Raw genomic sequence first — 18793 nt, 5'->3', positions numbered from 1 at the left:
CTCGTAGCGCTGAATCGACCGGACCGCCATAGGGTGGCCCATCCCCCTTGTGAGCCATTTGATGTCCTTGGAGAAGATCATCCTGGCTTGTCATCACAGACCGTAGCCCTGGTACGGATCACCAGATGCCCGCGTACGACCTGGTGAAGCCGCCGTGCCGTACCGGGGCCGCCGTGCCGTACCAGGGCCGCCGTGCCGATCCATGTCGGAGCGGCGTCGGACCGACGCGGAACCGGCGTCAGAGCGGCCAGGTGTGCACCGGCTCGCCGCTCAGCGCGAGCTCCCGGTACCGCATCACCATGCGTGCCCGCGCCGCCGCGTCACCGCCCATCCCGGCCAGGGCCTCCCGTTGCCAGATCGCGCCGGTGCGGCGGCGCCTGACCCGTTCCCGGATGACGTCCAACGCCCACCGGGCCTCGTCCGCGTCCACCCCCACCCGCCCGAGCCCGGCCTCGGCGACCGGCAGCAGGTCCAGCGCGAGCTGCTCGGCCGGGACCTCCTCCCGCAGGCCCGGCCAGCTCAGCGGGGCGTCCAGGCCGTGCACGGCCGCGCGGTAGAAGTTGCGGTACGCCCCGGCGAAGGGGAACTCCTCCACCGGCTGGACGGCCAGCGCCGCGGTCAGCCCCAGCAGGAACGCGGTGTTGGCCGCCATGTCCACGGCGCTGGGCCCCGCAGGCAGCGCGCGCATCTCCACCCGCAGGTGACCCCCGTGGTCCGGGTCGTAGACCGGCCGGTTCCACTGCCACACGGTGCCCTGGTGCAGCCGGAGCTCGGCCAGTCGCGGGATGTCCCCGGCAGGCGTGACCACGTCGTCGGAGATCATGGGCAGCACCGGCTCGTAGTCGCGGACGCACGTCTCGAACACCTCCGCGACGTCGTGCACCCAGCCGGACCCGAAGGCCACCCGGCGGTCCCTGCGATCCAGCCGGGCCACGTCGCGGTCGTCGGCCGACTCCTCGAACAACGCGATCCGCGTCTCCTCCCAAAGGTGCCTGCCCAGGAAGCCGGGTGAGTTTCCGCTGACCGCGAGGACCGGGCCGATGGCCAGCTGGGCGGCGTTGTAGATGCGGGCGAAGTCCGCGGGGGGCGTGCGCAGGTGCACCTGCCAGGAGGTGTTGGCGCTCTCCAGGATCACCCCCTCGACCTCCAGCTCCAGCAGTTCGACGCCTTCGATGCGCACCCGGAACGGCTCGGCCCGCAGCCGCCGCATGCCCCGGGCCAGTGCCCGGTAGCGGCTCTCCCTGCTGAGCGCCTCGTGGGTGAAGTCGAACTCGCTCAGCGAGGGGAGGATCCCGATCGCCACGGCCTGCCCGCCCCAGGTCGCCGCCGCCGCGTCCACCACCGCGGTGATCTCCTGTAGCTCGCGCACCAGGGCGGTGAAGGGCCGTCCGGCGATCGGCAACGGCGTCAGGTTGGCCTCCAGGTTGAACCTGCCCAGCTCCAGGGTCAGCCGGTCGTCGCCGGCCGCCGCGCGGACCTCCTGGTTACGCGGGAGCGGCCGGCCGTCGGACGTCACGAGGAACATCTCCAGCTCGGCCCCGATGGTCGCGGGGCCGGTGCCGAAACCGGGCCGCGAGAGCACCTCGCGGAGCTGCCGGAGCTGCTCGGTCAGCCGCTCCCCGAAGAGGGCGAACTCCGCCTCGGTGAAGTGCTCCTTGTCGACTCTCTGCCCCATCACACCGTCCGATCAGTCGGGTCTCCTGCCCCCTCCCACTCTCCCGGCAGGACCGTTCTAATCAGCGCGACGCGCGATCGGCGCCACACCTGGCCCCGACGGGCCGGACGGACCCGGCGGGGGTCCGGCACCGGCCCGCCGCCGCCCGTGCCGCGGTCGCCCGTTCACCGGAGTTCACAACTGATCCGCAGGCCGCTTCCAAGAGACCGTGCCCAGACTGTGCGATCTCGACGGAAGGAGAACAGTTGTGAAGATCGCACTGGTGACCGGAGCCGGACGGGGCATCGGCCGGGAGACCGCCCGCCGGCTCACCGAGCACGGGATGACGGTGTTCGCCGGGGTACGTGAGGAGAGCCACGCCCCCGAGGGGACCCGCCCGGTGCTGCTCGACGTCACCGACCCGGCCATGGCCGCGAACGCGGCCAAGCTCATCGGTGAGGAGTTCGGGCGGCTGGACGTGCTGGTGAACAACGCCGCGATCTGCGGCGACGCCGGGGTGACCCCCGCGGAGGCGACGGCCGAGCACATGCGGGCCACCTACGAGGTGAACGTCTTCGGAGTCGTCACCGTCACCCACGCGATGATCCCGCTGCTGCGGGCGTCCGGAACGGGCCGGATCGTCAACATGACGACCCGGCTGGCCTCGGTCGGCCTGACCGTGGCCGGGGACGACTTCAACGCCGGGTGGCCGATGCTGGCCTACAACTCGTCCAAGAGCGCGCTCAACGCCCTCACCGTGCTCTACGCGAACGAGCTGCGCGAGTCGGGGATCACGGTCAACGCCGTCGATCCCGGCCTGTGCGCCACCGACATGACCGGTGGCACCGGGAACCGCACGGCGGCCGAAGGCGCGGCGGCGGTCGTACGGATGGCGACGCTCGGCGCCGACGGCTCGACCGGAACGTTCATCTCGGAGGAGAGGCCCTTGCCCTGGTAGCCGGGTCCGGCGTCCGCGGCCGGACGGCACGGACCCCGGCGGGCGGCGCTCCGGCGGGCGGGATGTCACCGCCGGTGGCCTGACGCGGGACCGCCCAGCCCGGGTCACGGACCGTGAATCCTGACCCGGGACCGCTCAGCCCGGGTCACGGACCGCAAGTCCTCACCCCGGACCGCTCAGCCCGGGTCACGGACCGCAAGTCCTGACCCCGGACCGCTCAGTCCAGGTCGCGGACCCTGAGTCCTCCGCCCCAACGCCCGACGGCCTCGTCGTCGGCGAAGGCCAGGGCACGCAGCATGTTGCCGCCGTCCCCGGTCTCGACGTTGCGGCGGAGGCGCTCTTGCAGCGAGGCGGGCAGCTTGGTGGTGCCCGCCTCGATCGTGTCACCGTAGAACGGGGCGAAGGCCACGGCCGCGAACCCGCTGCGGCGCAGCAGCGCGGGCATCGTCTCGGCCGAGTAGAACATCAGGTGGTTCTTGGTGAAGCCGTTCCAGCCGCTGCCGTACGCCTTCAACTGCAGGGAGGCGGCGTTCACCGTGAGGATGAGCAGCACGCCGCCGGGGGCGAGCAGGTCGCGGAAGCGTTTGAAGTCCTCGAGCGGGCGGGGCAGGTGGGCCAGGACGGACCACAGGGTGATCACGTCGAAGCCGCCCGCGGCGATCTCGGGCACGTCGTCGGGAGCGCCGAAGTGGGCACGGGCCCGGGTGAGGCGCTCGTTGGCCATGTCGACCGAGTCGGCGGAGAGGTCCACCCCGACGGCGTCGAACCCGCGCTGCTCGGCCAGTTCCAGGAAGAGCCCGGCGCCGCATCCGAAGTCGAGCAGCCGCCGGCCCCGCCCGATCTCGAACACGGGGTTGAAGGCGTCCATGGTCAGCCGGTAGCGGCGTTGCCGGTTGGCCGCGTAACGCCCGGTCAGGAAGCCGCTGTAGCTGTTGGCGTACAGCTCGCCCAGGCGTTCGGGCCGGATGTTGGGGTTGCGGTACAGGAAACCGCAGGCGGGGCAGCGCACGACCTGGTAGCTCCAGCCGCGCCTGGTGTCGGTGGGCTGGAACAGCGGCTGCTGGCGGGTCTCCCCGCACAGGTGACAGCTGACGAACTCCTCGATCTCTCCCAGCGGCGTCCGTTCCCGGTACTCCTGCAAGGTCATGACGGGGGCCCGGCGCAGCCGCAGCCGCCACTGGAGCTCGCGGACGAACCGCTCGCCCGGCCGGATGTAGATCCGCTGCCCCCAGGGCACGCGGTCGTAGCGCGAGCCGTACACGACTCGGGAGATGACTCGTCTGGCAGACACCGCGAAACGTCCCTTCACCGGGGTCACGTCGAGAAAGAGAGTTCCCATTAAAAGTGACATGCCATCACTAATGACTCAACCGTCATTTAGTTTTGATGTCATCCGGTATTTGGCTTGATCTCGACAAGTCCCCCCAATGGCGTACGGCATCTCCCGGCCGAGATGACCAACCATGATATAAAGGACAAATACCTTAAAGATCATTAGGGCTGGCGAATTCGGTGATAGCGTCATTGGAATGCGCGCAGAAGACCTCGCCTCGCTCCACGTCCCCGGCACGGTCACGCTCCACGACGGCCTGCTGCTGGTCGACGTGGCCCGGCCCGATCTGGAGACCGACTCCTACCGCGGGAACCTGTGGCGGTTCTCGCCCGACGGCCCGCCCGTCCCCTTCACCTTCGGCGACCACGACACCGCACCCCGCATCTCCCCCGACGGCGCGTGGGTGGCGTTCCTCCGGACGCAGGACGACGACAGGCCGCAGCTGCACGTGATGCCCACCGGCGGCGGCGAGGCCCGGCCCGTCACCGACCTGCCACTGGGGGCGGGCACACCGGTCTGGGCACCCGACTCCCGCCGGATCGCCTTCGTCGCCCGGGTGGCCGAACCCGGCCGCTACGGCACCGACGAGGGCGTGGACGCGGCGGCCGAGGCGCCCCGGCGGATCACCGGTCTCCGGTACCGGCTGGACGGCGTCGGCTTCACCTTCGACCGGCGTCCCGCGCTGTTCGTGGTCAACGCCCTGGCCGAGGCGCCCCAGCCGGTGCGGCTGACCGAGGGGGCCTACGACGTCGACTCCCCCGCCTGGACCCCGGACGGCCGGCACGTGCTGGTCTCCGCCTCCCGCGACCTCGACGGCGAGAGCCTGCACACGGACGTGTACGCGGTGCCCGCCGACGGGGGCTCGCCCGTCCTCGTGGTGCGCAGCGGCGGGACGGCCGAGTACCCGGTCCCGCTGCCCGGCGGCGAGCTGCTCTACCTCGGCACGGAGTTCTCCGGGATCGACGCGGTGGCCCGCAACGCCGGCCTGTTCCGGGCTCCGCTGCGGATCGGCGGCGAGGCCGCCACCGGGGTGCGGCTGACCGAGGAGGAGTCGGTGGGCTGCGAGGCGCTGCCGCCCGTCCCGATCAAGGACGGGGTCCTGGTCGCGGTGCGGGTGCGCGGCGCGATCGAGCTGCGCCTGGTCCCCGCGGGCTCCCCCGGGGCCCCGCTGGAGAAACTCGTCCTGGTACTGGGTGAGCGGGCGAGCGTCAAGGCGTTCGCCGCGCACGGGGAACAGATCGTCGCGGTGGTCTCCACCCCGCGAAGCCCCGGTGAGGTGGTGACCCCCGCCGGGCCGCTCCCCGGCTTCCCCGGGCCACCGGCCGGGCTCGGCTCCCTGGAGGAGATCACCGCTGTCTCGCCCGACGGTTACCCGGTGCACGGCTGGCTGGCCCTGCCCGAAGGCACGGGCCCGCACCCGGTGCTGCTGAACGTGCACGGCGGCCCCTTCCACCACCACGGGTGGGGGTTCCTGGACGAGAACCACGTCTACGCGGGCGCCGGGTACGCGGTGGTGCTGCCGAACCCGCGCGGCTCCGCCGGATACGGCCAGGAGCACGGCCGGTCGGTGGTGGGTGCCCTGGGCACCGTGGACGCCGACGACGTGCTCGCCCTGCTGGACGCCGCGCTGGCCCGCCCCGAATGCGACGCGCGGCGGGTCGGCGTGATGGGCGGCTCCTACGGGGGGTTCATGACGAGCTGGCTGGCCGCCCACCACGGCGACCGGTTCCGGGCCGCCTGGAGTGAACGCGCCGTCAACGCCTGGGACTCCTTCACCGGCTCCTCAGACATCGGCTGGTACTTCACCGAGGCGTACTGCGGCCCCGACGCGGAGACCCAGCGCGCGATGAGCCCCCTCTACCACGCCGGCCGGATCACCCTGCCGTTCGCCGTGGTCCACTCGGAGGAGGACTGGCGCTGCCCGGTCGAGCAGGCGCAGCGCATGTTCGTCGCGCTGCGCCGCAACGGCACCCCCGCCGAGTTCCTGCTCTTCCCCGGTGAGGGGCACGAGCTCACCCGGAGCGGGCGTCCCCGGCACCGGGTGCAGCGCTTCGAGGCCGTGCTGGAGTGGTGGTCCCGTCACCTGTCCTGATCACCGGGTCCGCCCGGCCGGTCAATGCCCGCGTCATGACGGCTTTCCGATCCTTGACGCGGGCTTCCGCATGATCGGTTACCGCCCGGGGTATCGCACATCCGGCTGAGCGGACACGCCGTAGCCGACTCCCCCTGACCGCGGAAGCGGACCGACGGGAATCGGGTGACGACGGCGTCACCCCGCAGCGAGCAGGAGAGACAGCGCGGATGACGACCTCCCTCACGGCCGCCCGGCGGCACGGTTCCGGCGGGCCCCGATGACGGGTACGCTCCAGCGGACGCCGCCCTCCCCCGCGCGGGCGGCGCGGCACCTGATCACCCGGCCGCCCGTCCTGCTCGCACTGGTCTGCCTGGCCTACGGTCTCACCCAGCTGATCATGGTCTCCGTCCACATGGGGATCGGCTGGGACGAGTCGATCTACGCCAGCCAGTTCGCGGCGCACACGCCGCCGGCGGACTTCAGCGCGCCGCGCGCGCAGGGGATGCCGCTGCTGGTCGCACCCGTGGTGGCGTTGACCGACTCGGTGGTCGCCCTGCGGGTCTACCTCACCGTCCTGTCCTCGCTCGCCCTGTTCGGCGCCTTCCTGGTCTGGACCCGCGTGCGTCCCGGCTACGCGGTCCCGCTCGCCGCGGCGCTGTTCGCGGGCTGCTGGCTGTCGCTCTTCTACGGCAACGAGGCCATGCCCAACCTGTACGTCGCGCTCGGTACCGTGGCGGCGACCGGTTTCTTCCTGCTCGGCTCCTCCCGGGGGGCGACGGCCGGCCTGGCCGGGTCACTGGCCGCCGTGTCACTGATCCGCCCCTCCGACGCGCTGGTCGCCGCGGTGCCCATGGCGGTCGCGGCGCTGCTGGCGCGACCGCGGCGGATCTCCTCACTCGCGGCCGTCCTGGCCGGGCTGGGCGTCGGCTGGGGCGAGTGGCTGATCGAGGCGGAGCTGAGGTTCGGCGGGGTCGCCGCCCGGATGCGCGGAGCCGGGGAGGCCAACCTGACGGGCCTGACCGTGTCCGTCCTCGAACACGCCCGTGCCCTCGACGGTCCCTCGCTGTGCCGGTGGAACGTCGACTGCGGGGACGTCTCCCCCGTCGCGCTGACCTGGTGGCTCGCGATCCCGCTGATGACCGCGGTCGGCCTGTGGGCGGCGTGGCGCGAGCGCCGTCCCGGGCCCGTCGTGCTGGTGACGGTGACCGGGCTGGCGATGGCCGCGTCGTATCTGTTCTACGTCGACTACGCCGCTCCCCGTTTCCTCATGCCGACCTACGCGCTGCTGTCCCTTCCGATCGCCGTGGGTGCGATCGCGCTGGCCCGTGCCGGCCGGCCGCCGCTGCGGTACGCCGCCGTCGCGTTCGTGGGCGCCGGGCTCCTGGCGCACTTCGCGCTCCAGGGCACCTACGCCTACCACCTGTCGGCCGGCACGTACGAGCGCCGGGAGGAGGTGCGCCTGGCCACCGAGGAACTGCGCCGGATGGGGGTGCGGGCACCCTGCGTGGTCTACGGCCAGTCGGGCGTCCAGGTCGGCTACATGCTCGGCTGCCGTTCGCAGGGGCTCACCCGGGGCTTCCCCGCCGCGCAGCCGCCGCGGGTGCGCCAGGCCCTGAAGGACGGTGTCCAGCTCGTCATGGTCTACTCGGGTGCGCGGCCGCCCCGGTACGCCACCGAGTGGCGCGTGGTGAAACTGCCCGGCGGCTGGCGGGCGCGGTTCGCCCCGGTCGGGACGAGCTGACCCGGCGGGCCCGCGCCGCGGTGAGGCGAAAGGATCGATCCGCCGGATGGCCCGGTAAACAGATCGGACCCTTCTCAACAAGAGCGCATATATAGCTATTTATCCCATCAAAAGACCGGTCGCAGCAGGGGGCCGTTGCAGCGGATTCCAAGTGGGGCAGGAAGAAACCGCTCGCCATGCAAGCGACTTCCAAGCCCGGCACCCTACCGTGAGCCCGATCTCTCCCGCGCCGGACGACCGACCGTCGCCTTCTTCGCCGCGCCGGCGTCTTCTCGCGGGTCGTGATCTGCACGTCGCACCGAAGCACTATGTCCCGTTGGCTGAACAACGTCCGGGCGCCCGACCTGAGGCTCCCCGGACGCCCCCTTGGGAGGTCTTCGACAATGGACCGCGAGAACGGCATCGAAGCGCGCTGGGTGACATGGCAGGAAGCCGGAGAGGAGATCGTCGATCTACGACGGCGGGCGTTCGTGGACGAACTGGGCTGGAACGAGCGCTGGGTCCGCCATGCCAGGGACCCCGAGGGCCTGCACCTGTGCGCGATGTCCGGCGGGAAGATCGTGGCCGTCATCTCCGCGTACCTCTACGAGCCGGGAGCTCCGGAACTGGCCGACGCGGCGTTCCCGGACGCGACGGGGCTGTCGGTTCAGCTCGGCAAACGGGTGGAGGTCGAGGAGCACCGGGGACGCCTCGTCAGCGCGCGGATCGGCACCTCGATGCTGCGCCAGATCTGCGAGTCGCTGCGTCCGGCCAGGATCTTCCTACTGCTGCTGAGGAACGGGCACCCCCACCTCGCCGACCGGTACGCCCGGCGGGGTTTCGTCCGGCACGCCGACGTCGGCTCCGGTGACGACGCGCTGACCGTGATGAAGGTGGAGGGCGAGCAGGCTCTGGAGGACTTCCACCTCAACAACCGCCACCTGGACAGAAAGGCGGCCACCGCCGACGACCCGATCCACGTCCCCTCCCTCGTCCGCTTCCTCACCGACAACGGCCGCGCCGACCTCCTCGCCGTGGACCGCCTCAACACCGAGAACCTCTACCTGCAATCACTGCCCCCCGGCGACGAACTCCCCCGGCTCACCGCCCAGGGCCGGCTCGTCCTCGCCGAGCAACGACCGCGGCTGGCCGAGACGCCGTTCCCGCCCGCACCCGCCTCCCTGCTCGACATCGGCAGCGGACCCGGCGACTACCTGGCGGCACTCGCCCAGGAGCCCCCGTTCGCCGGATACCGCATCCACGGCGTCGAACCCTCCCCCGAACTCCTCACCACGGCCCGGACCGCCTTCCCCGGCCACACCTTCCACCCGGGCAGCGCCTACACCACCGGCCAGCCCGACTCCTCCCACGACGTCGTCACGGCCAGCTTCGTCTTCATCCACCTGCGCAGCCCCGACCTGGCCCTGCTGGAGATCCGCCGCGTCCTCCGCCCCGGCGGCCTGCTGTACGTGGTCGACGCCGACAACTCGACCTTCCGCGGCCCCGACCCGGTCCGCCGCCTGATGGAGGCCTACGACCACGACTACCCCGGTGACCGTCTGATCATGAAGGACCTCACCGCGCGGGCCGCGGAGTTCGGCTTCCGGCCCGTCCGGCGTTTCGTCACGACGATGCGCAACACGGGTGGCCCCGAACCGATCTTCGGCCCGGACGAGATACGGCTGGGCCGCGAGGAGGCATGGAGCATCCTGTCCTTCCTGCGCGCGCAACGCGGCGGCGCGGACGCCTTCCGGGAGGCGGAGGAACACTACTTCGGCACGGGGTGCGAGATCAGCATGGACGTCGAGACCCGGGTCTACCGGCTCGACCCCGCCGATTAGGACACCGGCCGGTGATCCCGGGCCGGAACCGCCGGTCGTAGGCTGGGTCCGGACCGGGTGATCGGGAGGTTTCCATGGAGTACGTGCGCCTGGGCACGACGGGATTGAAGGTGTCGCGGGTCTGCCTCGGCATGATGAGCTACGGCGACCCCGCCAGGTGGAGCGAGTGGGTCCTCGACGAGGCCGCCGCGGAGCCGATCGTGCGGCGGGCGGCGGACGCCGGGGTGACGTTCTTCGACACCGCGGACGTGTACTCGCAGGGTGCCAGCGAGGAGGTGACCGGCCGGCTCCTCCGCGCCGTCTTCCCCAGCCGGGACGACTACGTGCTGGCCACCAAGGTGTTCTTTCCGATGGGCAAGGGGCCCAACGACGCCGGGCTGTCCCGCAAGCACGTCATGGCCGCGATCGACGACTCGCTGCGCCGCCTGGGCACCGACCACGTGGACCTGTACCAGATCCACCGGTGGGATCCGGACACCCCCATCGAGGAGACCATGGAGGCCCTGCACGACGTGGTCCGCGCGGGCAAGGCCCGTTATCTCGGCGCCTCCAGCATGTTCGCCTGGCAGTTCGCCAAGGCCCAGCACGTGGCCGAGGTCAACGGCTGGACGAGGTTCGTGTCCATGCAAGGTCATTACAACCTCCTCTACAGGGAGGAGGAGCGGGAGATGAACCCGCTCTGCGCTGACCAGGGGGTGGGCCTGATCCCGTGGAGCCCGCTGGCCCGGGGGGTGCTCGCCCGCGCCGGGTCGGCGGAGACCACCACCCGCGCGGGCAGCGACCAGCGCATCGGTGCCCTCTACACGGACGCGGAGAACGACCGCCAGATCCTCGACCGGGTCGCCCACGTGGCCCGGGAGCGCGAGGTGCCGCCCGCCCGGGTGGCGCTGTCGTGGGTGATGCGGCAGCCGGGCGTGACGGCCCCGATCGTGGGCGCCACCAAGGAACGGCACGTGGACGACGCGGTCGCGGCGGTGGAGCTGGAGCTGACCGACAAGGAGCTCGCCTTCCTCGCCGAGCCGTACCGCCCCCGCCGCGTCATGCACTGACGGGCCCGGCCGGCGGGTACGCCGCGGTCCGCAGGCCGGCCGCGGCCCGGGGCCGGAGCCGGCCTGCCGCGTCACCGGGCCAGGCCACCGGGCCGGGGCGGCGGCCCGGTGGGCGGGCGGCACGCAGGGCAGGCGGCCCGGTGGAGCGGCCGGTCTGCGGGGCAGCCGGTCCGGCGGGCGGTCCAGCGGTCGGTCCAGCGGGCGGTCCGGCGGTTCAGGAGCCGGCGGCGGTGATCACCTCGGTGACCAGGGCCGGTGAGGTGACCAGGCGCGCGTACTCGGGCCGACGCAGTTCCCCGCCCATGAACGGGTGCGGGTTGCGGTGCACCGCGGGGCTGGGCGCGTCCACCAGGGCGGCGAAGTGGAGCTCGGAGGCCCCGGTCGCCTCGACCACGCGACGCGCGTTGCGGGGCGTGATGCCGCCGCCCGGCATCACGATCACCCGGTCGCCGGCCCGTTCGATCAGGGAGGCGATCAGCGGCGCGCCTTCGAGCGCGGTGGTGTCCTGGCCGGAGGTGAGCACCCGGTCGACGCCCAGCGCGATGAGGGTGTCCAGCGCGGCGAACGGGTCGGCGGTCATGTCGAAGGCCCGGTGGAAGGTGACCGAGAGTCCCTCCGCGGCGCCGATCAGGCGTTCGGCCACCGCGACGTCCACCTCGCCCGCCGGGGTGAGCGCCCCGATCACCACACCCTGCACGCCCGCGTCCCGGACGGCCGCCACGTCGCGTTCCATGGCGGCGATCTCGTACTCGTCGTAGATGAAGTCGCCGCCCCGGGGGCGGATGATCGCGTGGACCCGGATCGACGAGACTGCGGCGAGGGTCGCCTCGACGGCGCCGAGTGTCGGGGTCAGGCCGCCGTCGAAGAGCGCCGAGCACAGTTCGACGCGGTGCGCGCCGGCCTTCTCCGCCGCCACGGCGCCCGCCGTGCTGTCGATGCAGATCTCGTAGGTAAGGCTCATCTCTCCTCTTCCAGAGCGTGGATCTCGCCGACCGGGACGCCCCCGCCCAGCACCGGGACGCGCGCGAGGTCCGCGGCGGCCGTGACGTCGCCGCCCGCCGCCCGGAGCGCGGCCAGGGCGATCGCGGTCGTCGCCCGGGGGCTGCCGTCGATGACCTTGACGGCCGCGGCGTGCCCGGTGGCGAGGGCGACGACGAGGACCCCCTCGGCCCCGCCCTTGGCCACCGCCCCCGGCAGCGCCCGCATCAGGGTGGTGTTGACGTGGCCGGTCCCGCCGACGTACTCGGGGTGCTCGCGCATCGCGTCGGCGACCGCGCGCGGCGCGGTGCCGGGGGCTGCGACGACCAGGCCGCGCGCGGCCCGCGCCAAGCCGGTCAGCGAGACCCCGAACAGCGGCGCGCCGCACCCGTCGACGGCGACGTGGGCCGTGTCCTCCCCCGACAGTTCCTCGACGACGGCTCTGACCTTCCGCTGCACGGGGTGGTCCGCGTCGAGGTAGGAGCCGGTCTCCCAGCCGGAGGCCACGGCCGCGGCGAGCATCGCGGCGTGCTTGCCCGAGCAGTTCATCCGCTCGCGCGCGGCGGTGCGACCGTCCCGGATCAGCGCGTGCCGGGTGGCCTCGTCCTCCGGCCAGTCGGCGGGGCAGCCCAGGGCGTCCACGTCCAGCCCGGCCTCGGCGAGCATCTCGGTGACCAGCCGCACGTGGAAGTCCTCGCCGGTGTGGCTGCCGGCGGCGATCGCCAGCCTCGGCCCGGGCAGGCGGGCCCCGGACAGCAGGCACGCCAGCGCCTGGAACGGCTTGGCCGACGAGCGCGGCAGCACCGGCGCGTCGGCCTGTCCGCGGGCGACGGCCACGGTGCCGTCGGGGGCGAGCGCGACGGCGCTGCCGAAGTGGAGGCTCTCCACGAACCCGGAGCGCACCACCTCGGCCAGGGGGACGAGTTCAGGCACGGACGGGACTCCTTCTCCGTCGGCGGGCCCGCGGGACGCGGACCTGCGGGGTGCGCGCCTCCAGGACGCGGGCGAGCTTGGACAGCGACGCGTTGACCGCGAGGTAGATCAGCGCGACGACGATGTAGGTCTGGATGAGCAGGCCGTTGTAGGTCGCCAGGACCTTGCCGCTGTAGAGCAGCTCGGCGTAGCTGACCACGAAGCCGAGCGAGGTGTCCTTGAGCAGGCCGACCGACTGGCTGACGATCGAGGGCAGCACGCGCCGGGCCGCCTGCGGCAGGACGATCATGCGCATGGTCTGGCCGTGGGTGAGTCCCACCGCGAGGCCGGCCTCGCCCTGACCGCGTTCGACCGACAGGATGCCGGCGCGGAAGATCTCCGCGAACGCCGCGGCGTTGGAGACCGCCAGCGGCACCACGAGCTTCCAGAACAGCGGCAGGTCCAGCCCGTAGCGGGGCAGCGCGAACAGCACGACGTAGACCAGCAGCAACGCCGGGATGGTCCGCACCACCTCCACGTACGCGGCGGCGGGCAGGCGCACCCAGCGCCGCCGCGACAGCCGGCCGAGGGCCAGTGCCAGCCCGGCCGCCATGGCGAGCGCGGCCGAGACGACCGCGGCCAGCGCGGTGGCCCAGAGCCCGTTGAGCAGGTAGCGCCACATCGGCCAGGTCGCGTACGGTGCCCAGCGGTCGGCGGTGAGCTGGCCGGCGGCGGCGAACTGGCGTACGGCCAGCGCCGCCAGGGCCAGCACCGCGACCGCCCCCACCACGGTCGCGATGCGGATCCTGCGCCGGGCACGCGGGCCCGGCTCGTCGAAGAGCAGGTTGCTCACCGGGCCACCGCCAGTCGTCGTTCGAGCCGCCCGGTCACGAAGCCGGCGCAGGCGGCGATCAGTGCGTAGGCCAGGCCCGCCCCGACGAAGATCGGGATGGGCTGCGCCTCGACGAGGTTCACCCGGTTGGCCGCGGCGGTCAGGTCGACCACGCCGACCGCGGCGGCGAGTGAGGTGTTCATCGTCAGCGCGATGAAGACGTTGCCGATCGGCTGGATCACGGTCCGCAGCGCCTGGGGCAGGACCACGTGGCGCAGGGACTGGCCGAAGGTCAGCCCGAGCGCGCGGGCCGCCTCGCCCTGACCGGCCGAGACCGCGTTGACGCCGGAGCGCAGCGCCTCGGCGATGTAGGCGGCCTCGTACACGGCGATGACGATGACGGCCGTGACCAGCAGGTCGGCCTGGAGGCCGATCTCCGGCAGGCCGAAGACGGCGAGCACCAGCAGCACCAGCAGGGGCAGGTTCTGGAAGGTCTCCACGTAGACCGTGCCGATCCCGCGCAGGACGCCGACCGGGCTGACCCGCATGGCGGTGATCACGAGCCCCAGGACCGCGGCGCCGGCGAAGGACGCCGCGGTCAGCTGGAGGGTCACGATCAGTCCCTGCCAGAGCTCGGGCAGGTGGTCCAGGAGAGCGGACATCAGGAACCCGGGACCGATCCGATCTGCGGCGGGGTGGGAGCCTCGCCCTGCACGACCGTGCCGATCGAGTTCTTCCACGCCTTCTGCCAGACGCCCTGGTCCTGCATCTTCTTCAGCCAGTCGTTGACGAACTTCTTGAACTGCTCGTCACCGTGCTTGAGGCCGATGCCGTACGGGTCCGCGGTGAAGGGCGTGCCGACGACCTGGACCGTGGGGTCCTTCTTGGCGTTGGCCACCAGGAGCGTCTCGTCCTGGACGTACGCGACGCCGCGGTCCTGCTTGAGCGCCTGCATGCACTCAGGGTCGCTGCCGAAGGTGACGATCTTCGCCTGCGGCGCGAGCTTCTTGATCGCCGGGATGGCCGGGGTGTTGGCTCCGGCGATGACGGTCTTGCCGTTGAGGTCCTCCGGCCTGGTGATGCCGGTGGTGCCCTTCTTGACGGCGAGGGTGAGGCCGGAGGAGTAGTAGGGGCCGGCGAAGGAGACCTGCTCGGCCCGTTCCGGCGTGATCGTGTAGGTCTGGAAGACGACGTCCACGGTGCCGTTGCTCAGCAGCGCCTCGCGCGTCTCGGACGCCGAGTTGACGATCTTCACCTTGGGCTCGCCGATGATGTACTTGGCGAGCGCCTTGCCCATGTCCGCGTCGAATCCCTCGACCTCGCCGGTCACCGGGTTCTGCTGCGACAGCAGCGGCGCGTCGAGCGAGCCGCCGACGATCAGCTCACCGCGCTGCTTGATCTTCTCCATCGTGGAGCCGGGCAGGATGTCGGCGGCGGCGGCCACGGGCGCCGAGGCGACCACGTCGTTCGTCTTGGCCTCGCCGGGTACCGCCTGGCCACCGCCGGGCACGGCCGAGTTGCCTGCGTCCGTGCCGCCGCAGGCCGTCAGGCCGAGCATCGACACGGCGGCGACAGCGGCCAGCCGCTTCATGGACACCATCGGGCCCACCATCCTTTTCGATCAGTGCGTGAGTACTTTGGCCAGGAAGTCCCTGGCCCGGTCGGTCCGGGGCGCCTCGAAGAAGGCGGCGGGCTCGGCCGTCTCGACGATCTGGCCGGCGTCCATGAACACCACGCGGTCGGCCGCCCGGCGGGCGAAGCCCATCTCGTGGGTGACGACGACCATCGTCATCCCGTCCGCGGCCAGCCCGGTCATCACGTCGAGGACCTCGCCGACCATCTCCGGGTCGAGCGCGGAGGTGGGCTCGTCGAAGAGCATCACCTTGGGACGCATGGCCAGCGCGCGGGCGATGGCCGCCCGCTGCTGCTGCCCGCCGGACAGCTGGGCGGGCAGCTTGCCCGCCTGCTCGGCGATGCCGACGCGGGCCAGCAGCTCCCGCGCGGTCGCCTCCGCCTCGGCGCGGCTCACGCCGCGGACCTTCACAGGCGCGAGCACGATGTTCTCCAGCACGGTCTTGTGCTGGAACAGGTTGAACGACTGGAAAACCATGCCGACGTCGGCCCGGAGGGCGGCCAGCGCGCGGCCCTCCACCGGGGCCGGTACGCCGTCGATCAGGATCTCCCCCGAACCGGCCGTCTCCAGGCGGTTGAGACACCGGCACAGCGTGGACTTGCCGGAACCGGAGGGGCCGACCACCACGACGACCTCGCCCTGGGCGACCTCAAGATCGATGTCGCGCAGCACATGGTGATCGCCGAACCATTTGTTCAACCCTTTGACCTGGATCATCGTCATCTTCCTTCGAAATCGAAGACAAGGCGGAACGTAATGGATGATTCTTGCGCAAGTCAACACGTTGCCGGAGTAAGTACAGCCGTGGTATTCCTCTGTTCATGTCAGGCAAAGAGCGGCTGCTCGTGCGGGGAGCGCAAGGCGACCTTCTGCGTCTCGTGGCCACCGGCCACGCCGAGTCACGCGCACAGCTGGCCCGCCTCTCCGGCCTGGCGGCGTCGAGCGTCTCCCTGCGCGTCGAGGAGCTCATCGGCACCGGCCTGCTCGTCGAGGAGGGCTCGGGCAGCTCCAGCGGGGGGCGGCGGCCCCGGCGACTGCGGCTCAGCCCGGCCGCCGGGCTGCTCGCGGTGGCCGACCTCGGAGCGCACCACGCCCGTTTCGGCCTGCTCGACCTCAGCGGCACCCCTCTGGTCGTCGAGGAGCGTCCCTGCGACATCGCCCGGGGCCCGGAGGAGACGCTCGACTGGATGGCGGCCTCGTTCGAGGAGTTGCTGCGCACCCACGGCCTGCCCGGCGTCCCGCTGCGCGGCGTCGCCACCGGCATTCCCGGGCCCGTCGACCCGGCCAGCGGCCGGGTGGTGTCACCCTCCCGGATGCCCGGCTGGAACAACTTCCCCGTCGCCGAGCACCTCGGCGCCCACTTCGACCTGCCGGTGCTCGTGGAGAACGACGCCAACCTCATGGCGGTCGGCGAGGCCCGCTCGTGGCCGGAGTGCGCCAACCTCATGGTGCTCAAGGCCGGCAGCGGCATAGGGTGCGGGGTGATCGTCGACGGTCGGCTGCACCGGGGCCGCGGTTCCGCCGGCGACATCAGCCACGTCCGGGTGCGGACCGACTCCTCCACCATGTGCTCGTGCGGTCACCCCGACTGCCTGGAGGCCTACGCCAGCGGCGCCGCCCTGATGGGGGCCCTGTCCGAGCTGGGCATCGCGGTGGACCGCCCCTCGGACGTGGTCGCCCTGGTCGAGGACGGCGTGCCCGAGGCCACCGCCCTGGTCAGGAACGCCGGGCGGCTCATCGGCGAGGTCCTCACCGTCCTGGTCAACTTCCTCAACCCGGACGCGATCGTGATCGGCGGCAGCCTCTCCACGGCCGAACCGCTGATCGCCTCCATCCGCGCGGCCGTCTACGAGCGCTGCCTGCCGCTGGCCACCCGCGACCTGGAGATCGCCGTCACCCGCGGCGGCCCGGACGCCGCCCTGCTGGGCGCCGGTTCCCTGCTGCTGGACGCCGTCCTGAGCTGAGCCCGCGCAGCGCCCCGGCCGGACGGCGGGCACGCGCGCGCGGCATCCCGCCGGCCGAGGGAGGGATCCACGCGATACCCGGCCGGACGACCGGCAATGGCTCCCCTATCGGGGTACATTCACCCTTTTGTCAGGATTTACCGCTTGTGGCGCTACACGGTCACAGATAAGCGCATATGTCAGAGAGATGTCTGTTCTGACCTTGAAATGATCCACGGAGGACTCCGATGGTTCGAAAGATGATCATCCTGTTGGCCGCCGCCGTCACCGTACTGGGCGGCACCGCCGGCACCACCGGCTCGCCACCGGCGCTGAGCAAGCAGGACAGGGCGTTCCTGGTCCAGGCGCACCAGAGCAACCTGGCCGAGATCGCGGCGGGCAGGGCCGCCCAGGAGAAGACGGGCGGCCAGGAGGTCCGGGAGACCGGCGAGGCCGTACGCGAGATGGGCATGAAGCTGGTCGGCGACCACACGAAACTCGACGCGGATGTGCGGCGGGTCGCCGACCAGCTCGGCGTGGAGCTCCCCGACGAGCCCAGCCAGGAGCAGCGCAGGCAGCTCGAAGAGGTGAAGGCCAAGAGCGGTGCGGACTTCGACCGGGCGTGGATCGCCGCACAGGTGGCCGGCCACCGCCAGTCACTCGCCGACGGGCGGAAGGAACTCCAGGAGGGCTCGGCCCCCGAGGTGAAGAAGCTCGCCACGGACGCCGAACCCGTCGTGCAGGAGCACCTCGACATGCTGCTCAAGGTCCAGGCCGGGGAGTCGCCCGGCATGACGGAGAGCCCCTCACCCGACATGACGGAAAGCCCGGAGCCCAGCCCCACCGAGAGCTGAGAACAGCCGCCTCCTCCGCGGTCCCCACGATCGCGGGTGGACGGCGGAGGAGGCGGGCCGGGACGGCGAACCGGGGAACCGGGGAACCGGCGGGGGAACGGGCATGGGCCGGACTCCTCGGAAGGCGGAACACGATCTCCCGCATCCTGCACGCCGCCGCCCACGGCGTGTTTTCCACCGGGCGCGGGGAACCTCCGACTCGGGGAACCTCCGGCGCGGGAGATCTCAGGCGCGAGAGATCGAGACCATCACATCATTAAAAACCAGGAAAAGAATGGCAAAGATTTGCCCTACCCGCCTGCGGGCCGACCGGGCGACGTTCTCTCCGCGCGAGGTGGCGGACGGAGCGGGCAACGCCCGGACCAGCGGGGTTTTCCGCTCCGGTACCGGCTTCGATCGGCCGCCGGTCCCTGCCGATCCGCCGGATTCGAGCATCGGCAGGCACTCAAGAACACGCAAAAATACACTTATGCTGCGGTGTAGTCGAAAACCTGAAGTGGGTGCCGACCCGAAGCAATAGAGAACAGGTGTGAGCACCTGCCACTTCGAAAGGTCGATCAATGAACAACGACGCCGTGTGGGTACGAGGTGTGACAGGCATCCAGATGCACCACACCACAGACCTCCAGGACGCCGGCCGGTTCCTGGGTAACGCGGTGATGGCGCTGCGGGCCGCGCACGTACGGACCGGCGATGACCGCTACTCCGGGCTCGCCGCCCAGCTCAAGACCATCGTGGCCGAGGCACGGACGCTGGAGGCCCAGGCCCGGGCCAGCCTCCACGGATTGCACACCGAGGATCCGGAGCAGTTCGTCCGTTGTCGCGAGGGCGAGGAGCCGTGGCCGGACGAGATCCAGGCGGGGTTCGTGCCGCGGCACACCTGTAAGGACCAGTGCCTTTACCACGACCACGACGTTCTCGACGCCATCATGCAGTGCACCTGCGGGCGGCCCCCGTGCCGGGCGTGCGCCATCGGCGGTGAGCTCTGAGATAGGCCCCGGGCCGGACAGCC

General features: G+C 71.7%; 16 protein-coding genes. 8 read left to right on the top strand and 8 right to left on the bottom strand.

Annotated elements, in window-relative coordinates; genetic code table 11:
* Positions 1 to 238 precede the first annotated feature (238 nt).
* Complete coding sequence (locus tag F4562_RS28670; RefSeq protein ID WP_184541345.1) at positions 239 to 1675, bottom strand: glutamate-cysteine ligase family protein; 1437 nt, start codon at positions 1673 to 1675, stop codon at positions 239 to 241.
* A gap of 247 nt (positions 1676 to 1922) precedes the next feature.
* Between F4562_RS28670 and F4562_RS28665 the strand changes: the two genes are divergently transcribed.
* Entirely contained in the window at positions 1923 to 2612 is a 690-nt protein-coding gene (locus F4562_RS28665; protein WP_311733979.1) for an SDR family NAD(P)-dependent oxidoreductase, read from the top strand.
* Positions 2613 to 2829: 217 nt separating this feature from the next.
* On the opposite strand, the gene F4562_RS35385 is transcribed toward F4562_RS28665, so the two are convergent.
* Positions 2830 to 3903, bottom strand: coding sequence for a class I SAM-dependent methyltransferase (locus tag F4562_RS35385; protein WP_184541346.1), 1074 nt, complete (start codon positions 3901 to 3903; stop codon positions 2830 to 2832).
* A 238-nt stretch (positions 3904 to 4141) separates the two neighbouring features.
* Here F4562_RS35385 and F4562_RS28655 point away from each other — a divergent pair, with 238 nt between their 5' ends.
* The 4 genes from F4562_RS28655 (at position 4142) to F4562_RS28640 (ending at position 10629) form a co-directional block, all read left to right on the top strand.
* Entirely contained in the window at positions 4142 to 6037 is a 1896-nt protein-coding gene (locus tag F4562_RS28655) for a S9 family peptidase (RefSeq protein ID WP_184541347.1), read from the top strand.
* A 259-nt stretch (positions 6038 to 6296) separates the two neighbouring features.
* Positions 6297 to 7760, top strand: coding sequence for a hypothetical protein (locus F4562_RS28650; protein WP_184541348.1), 1464 nt, complete (start codon positions 6297 to 6299; stop codon positions 7758 to 7760).
* A gap of 383 nt (positions 7761 to 8143) precedes the next feature.
* On the top strand, positions 8144 to 9580 hold the full coding sequence (locus F4562_RS28645; RefSeq protein ID WP_184541349.1) for a class I SAM-dependent methyltransferase: 1437 nt from the start codon (positions 8144 to 8146) through the stop codon (positions 9578 to 9580).
* Positions 9581 to 9654: 74 nt separating this feature from the next.
* Positions 9655 to 10629 (top strand): aldo/keto reductase, encoded by a 975-nt coding sequence (locus F4562_RS28640; RefSeq protein ID WP_184541350.1) that lies wholly within the window; start codon positions 9655 to 9657, stop codon positions 10627 to 10629.
* A gap of 214 nt (positions 10630 to 10843) precedes the next feature.
* Here the strand turns inward: F4562_RS28640 and F4562_RS28635 are convergent, their stop codons facing one another.
* Genes F4562_RS28635 through F4562_RS28610 form a run of 6 tightly spaced genes read right to left on the bottom strand, consistent with a single transcriptional unit; the run spans position 10844 to position 15701 of the window.
* Positions 10844 to 11590, bottom strand: a complete 747-nt coding sequence (locus tag F4562_RS28635; RefSeq protein WP_184541351.1) for a copper homeostasis protein CutC — start codon at positions 11588 to 11590, stop codon at positions 10844 to 10846.
* Positions 11587 to 12540: an asparaginase gene (locus F4562_RS28630; RefSeq protein WP_184541352.1), complete on the bottom strand. Its 954-nt coding sequence runs from the start codon at positions 12538 to 12540 to the stop codon at positions 11587 to 11589. Before F4562_RS28630 ends, F4562_RS28635 begins: the two co-directional genes overlap by 4 nt.
* Entirely contained in the window at positions 12533 to 13372 is an 840-nt protein-coding gene (locus tag F4562_RS28625) for an amino acid ABC transporter permease (protein ID WP_184541353.1), read from the bottom strand. Before F4562_RS28625 ends, F4562_RS28630 begins: the two co-directional genes overlap by 8 nt.
* Entirely contained in the window at positions 13369 to 14013 is a 645-nt protein-coding gene (locus F4562_RS28620; protein ID WP_184541354.1) for an amino acid ABC transporter permease, read from the bottom strand. Before F4562_RS28620 ends, F4562_RS28625 begins: the two co-directional genes overlap by 4 nt.
* On the bottom strand, positions 14013 to 14951 hold the full coding sequence (locus tag F4562_RS28615) for a glutamate ABC transporter substrate-binding protein (protein WP_184541355.1): 939 nt from the start codon (positions 14949 to 14951) through the stop codon (positions 14013 to 14015). Before F4562_RS28615 ends, F4562_RS28620 begins: the two co-directional genes overlap by 1 nt.
* Before the next feature lie 21 nt (positions 14952 to 14972).
* On the bottom strand, positions 14973 to 15701 hold the full coding sequence (locus F4562_RS28610; protein ID WP_184541356.1) for an amino acid ABC transporter ATP-binding protein: 729 nt from the start codon (positions 15699 to 15701) through the stop codon (positions 14973 to 14975).
* 104 nt (positions 15702 to 15805) lie between these two features.
* Between F4562_RS28610 and F4562_RS28605 the strand changes: the two genes are divergently transcribed.
* From F4562_RS28605 to F4562_RS28595, 3 genes are all read left to right on the top strand, one after another.
* Positions 15806 to 16948, top strand: a complete 1143-nt coding sequence (locus F4562_RS28605) for an ROK family protein (RefSeq protein ID WP_221206906.1) — start codon at positions 15806 to 15808, stop codon at positions 16946 to 16948.
* Between the two features lie 239 nt (positions 16949 to 17187).
* Positions 17188 to 17781: a DUF4142 domain-containing protein gene (locus F4562_RS28600; protein ID WP_184541357.1), complete on the top strand. Its 594-nt coding sequence runs from the start codon at positions 17188 to 17190 to the stop codon at positions 17779 to 17781.
* 560 nt (positions 17782 to 18341) lie between these two features.
* A complete protein-coding gene (locus F4562_RS28595; protein ID WP_184541358.1) occupies positions 18342 to 18770 on the top strand; it encodes a hypothetical protein in 429 nt (142 codons plus the stop codon).
* Positions 18771 to 18793 lie beyond the last annotated feature (23 nt).

The organism is Streptosporangium becharense, from assembly GCF_014204985.1.
In the GTDB taxonomy this organism is placed as follows: Bacteria; Actinomycetota; Actinomycetes; order Streptosporangiales; family Streptosporangiaceae; genus Streptosporangium; species Streptosporangium becharense.
The sequence above is the reverse complement of the archived record's forward strand: the minus strand, read 5'-3'. Positions and strand labels throughout refer to the sequence as shown.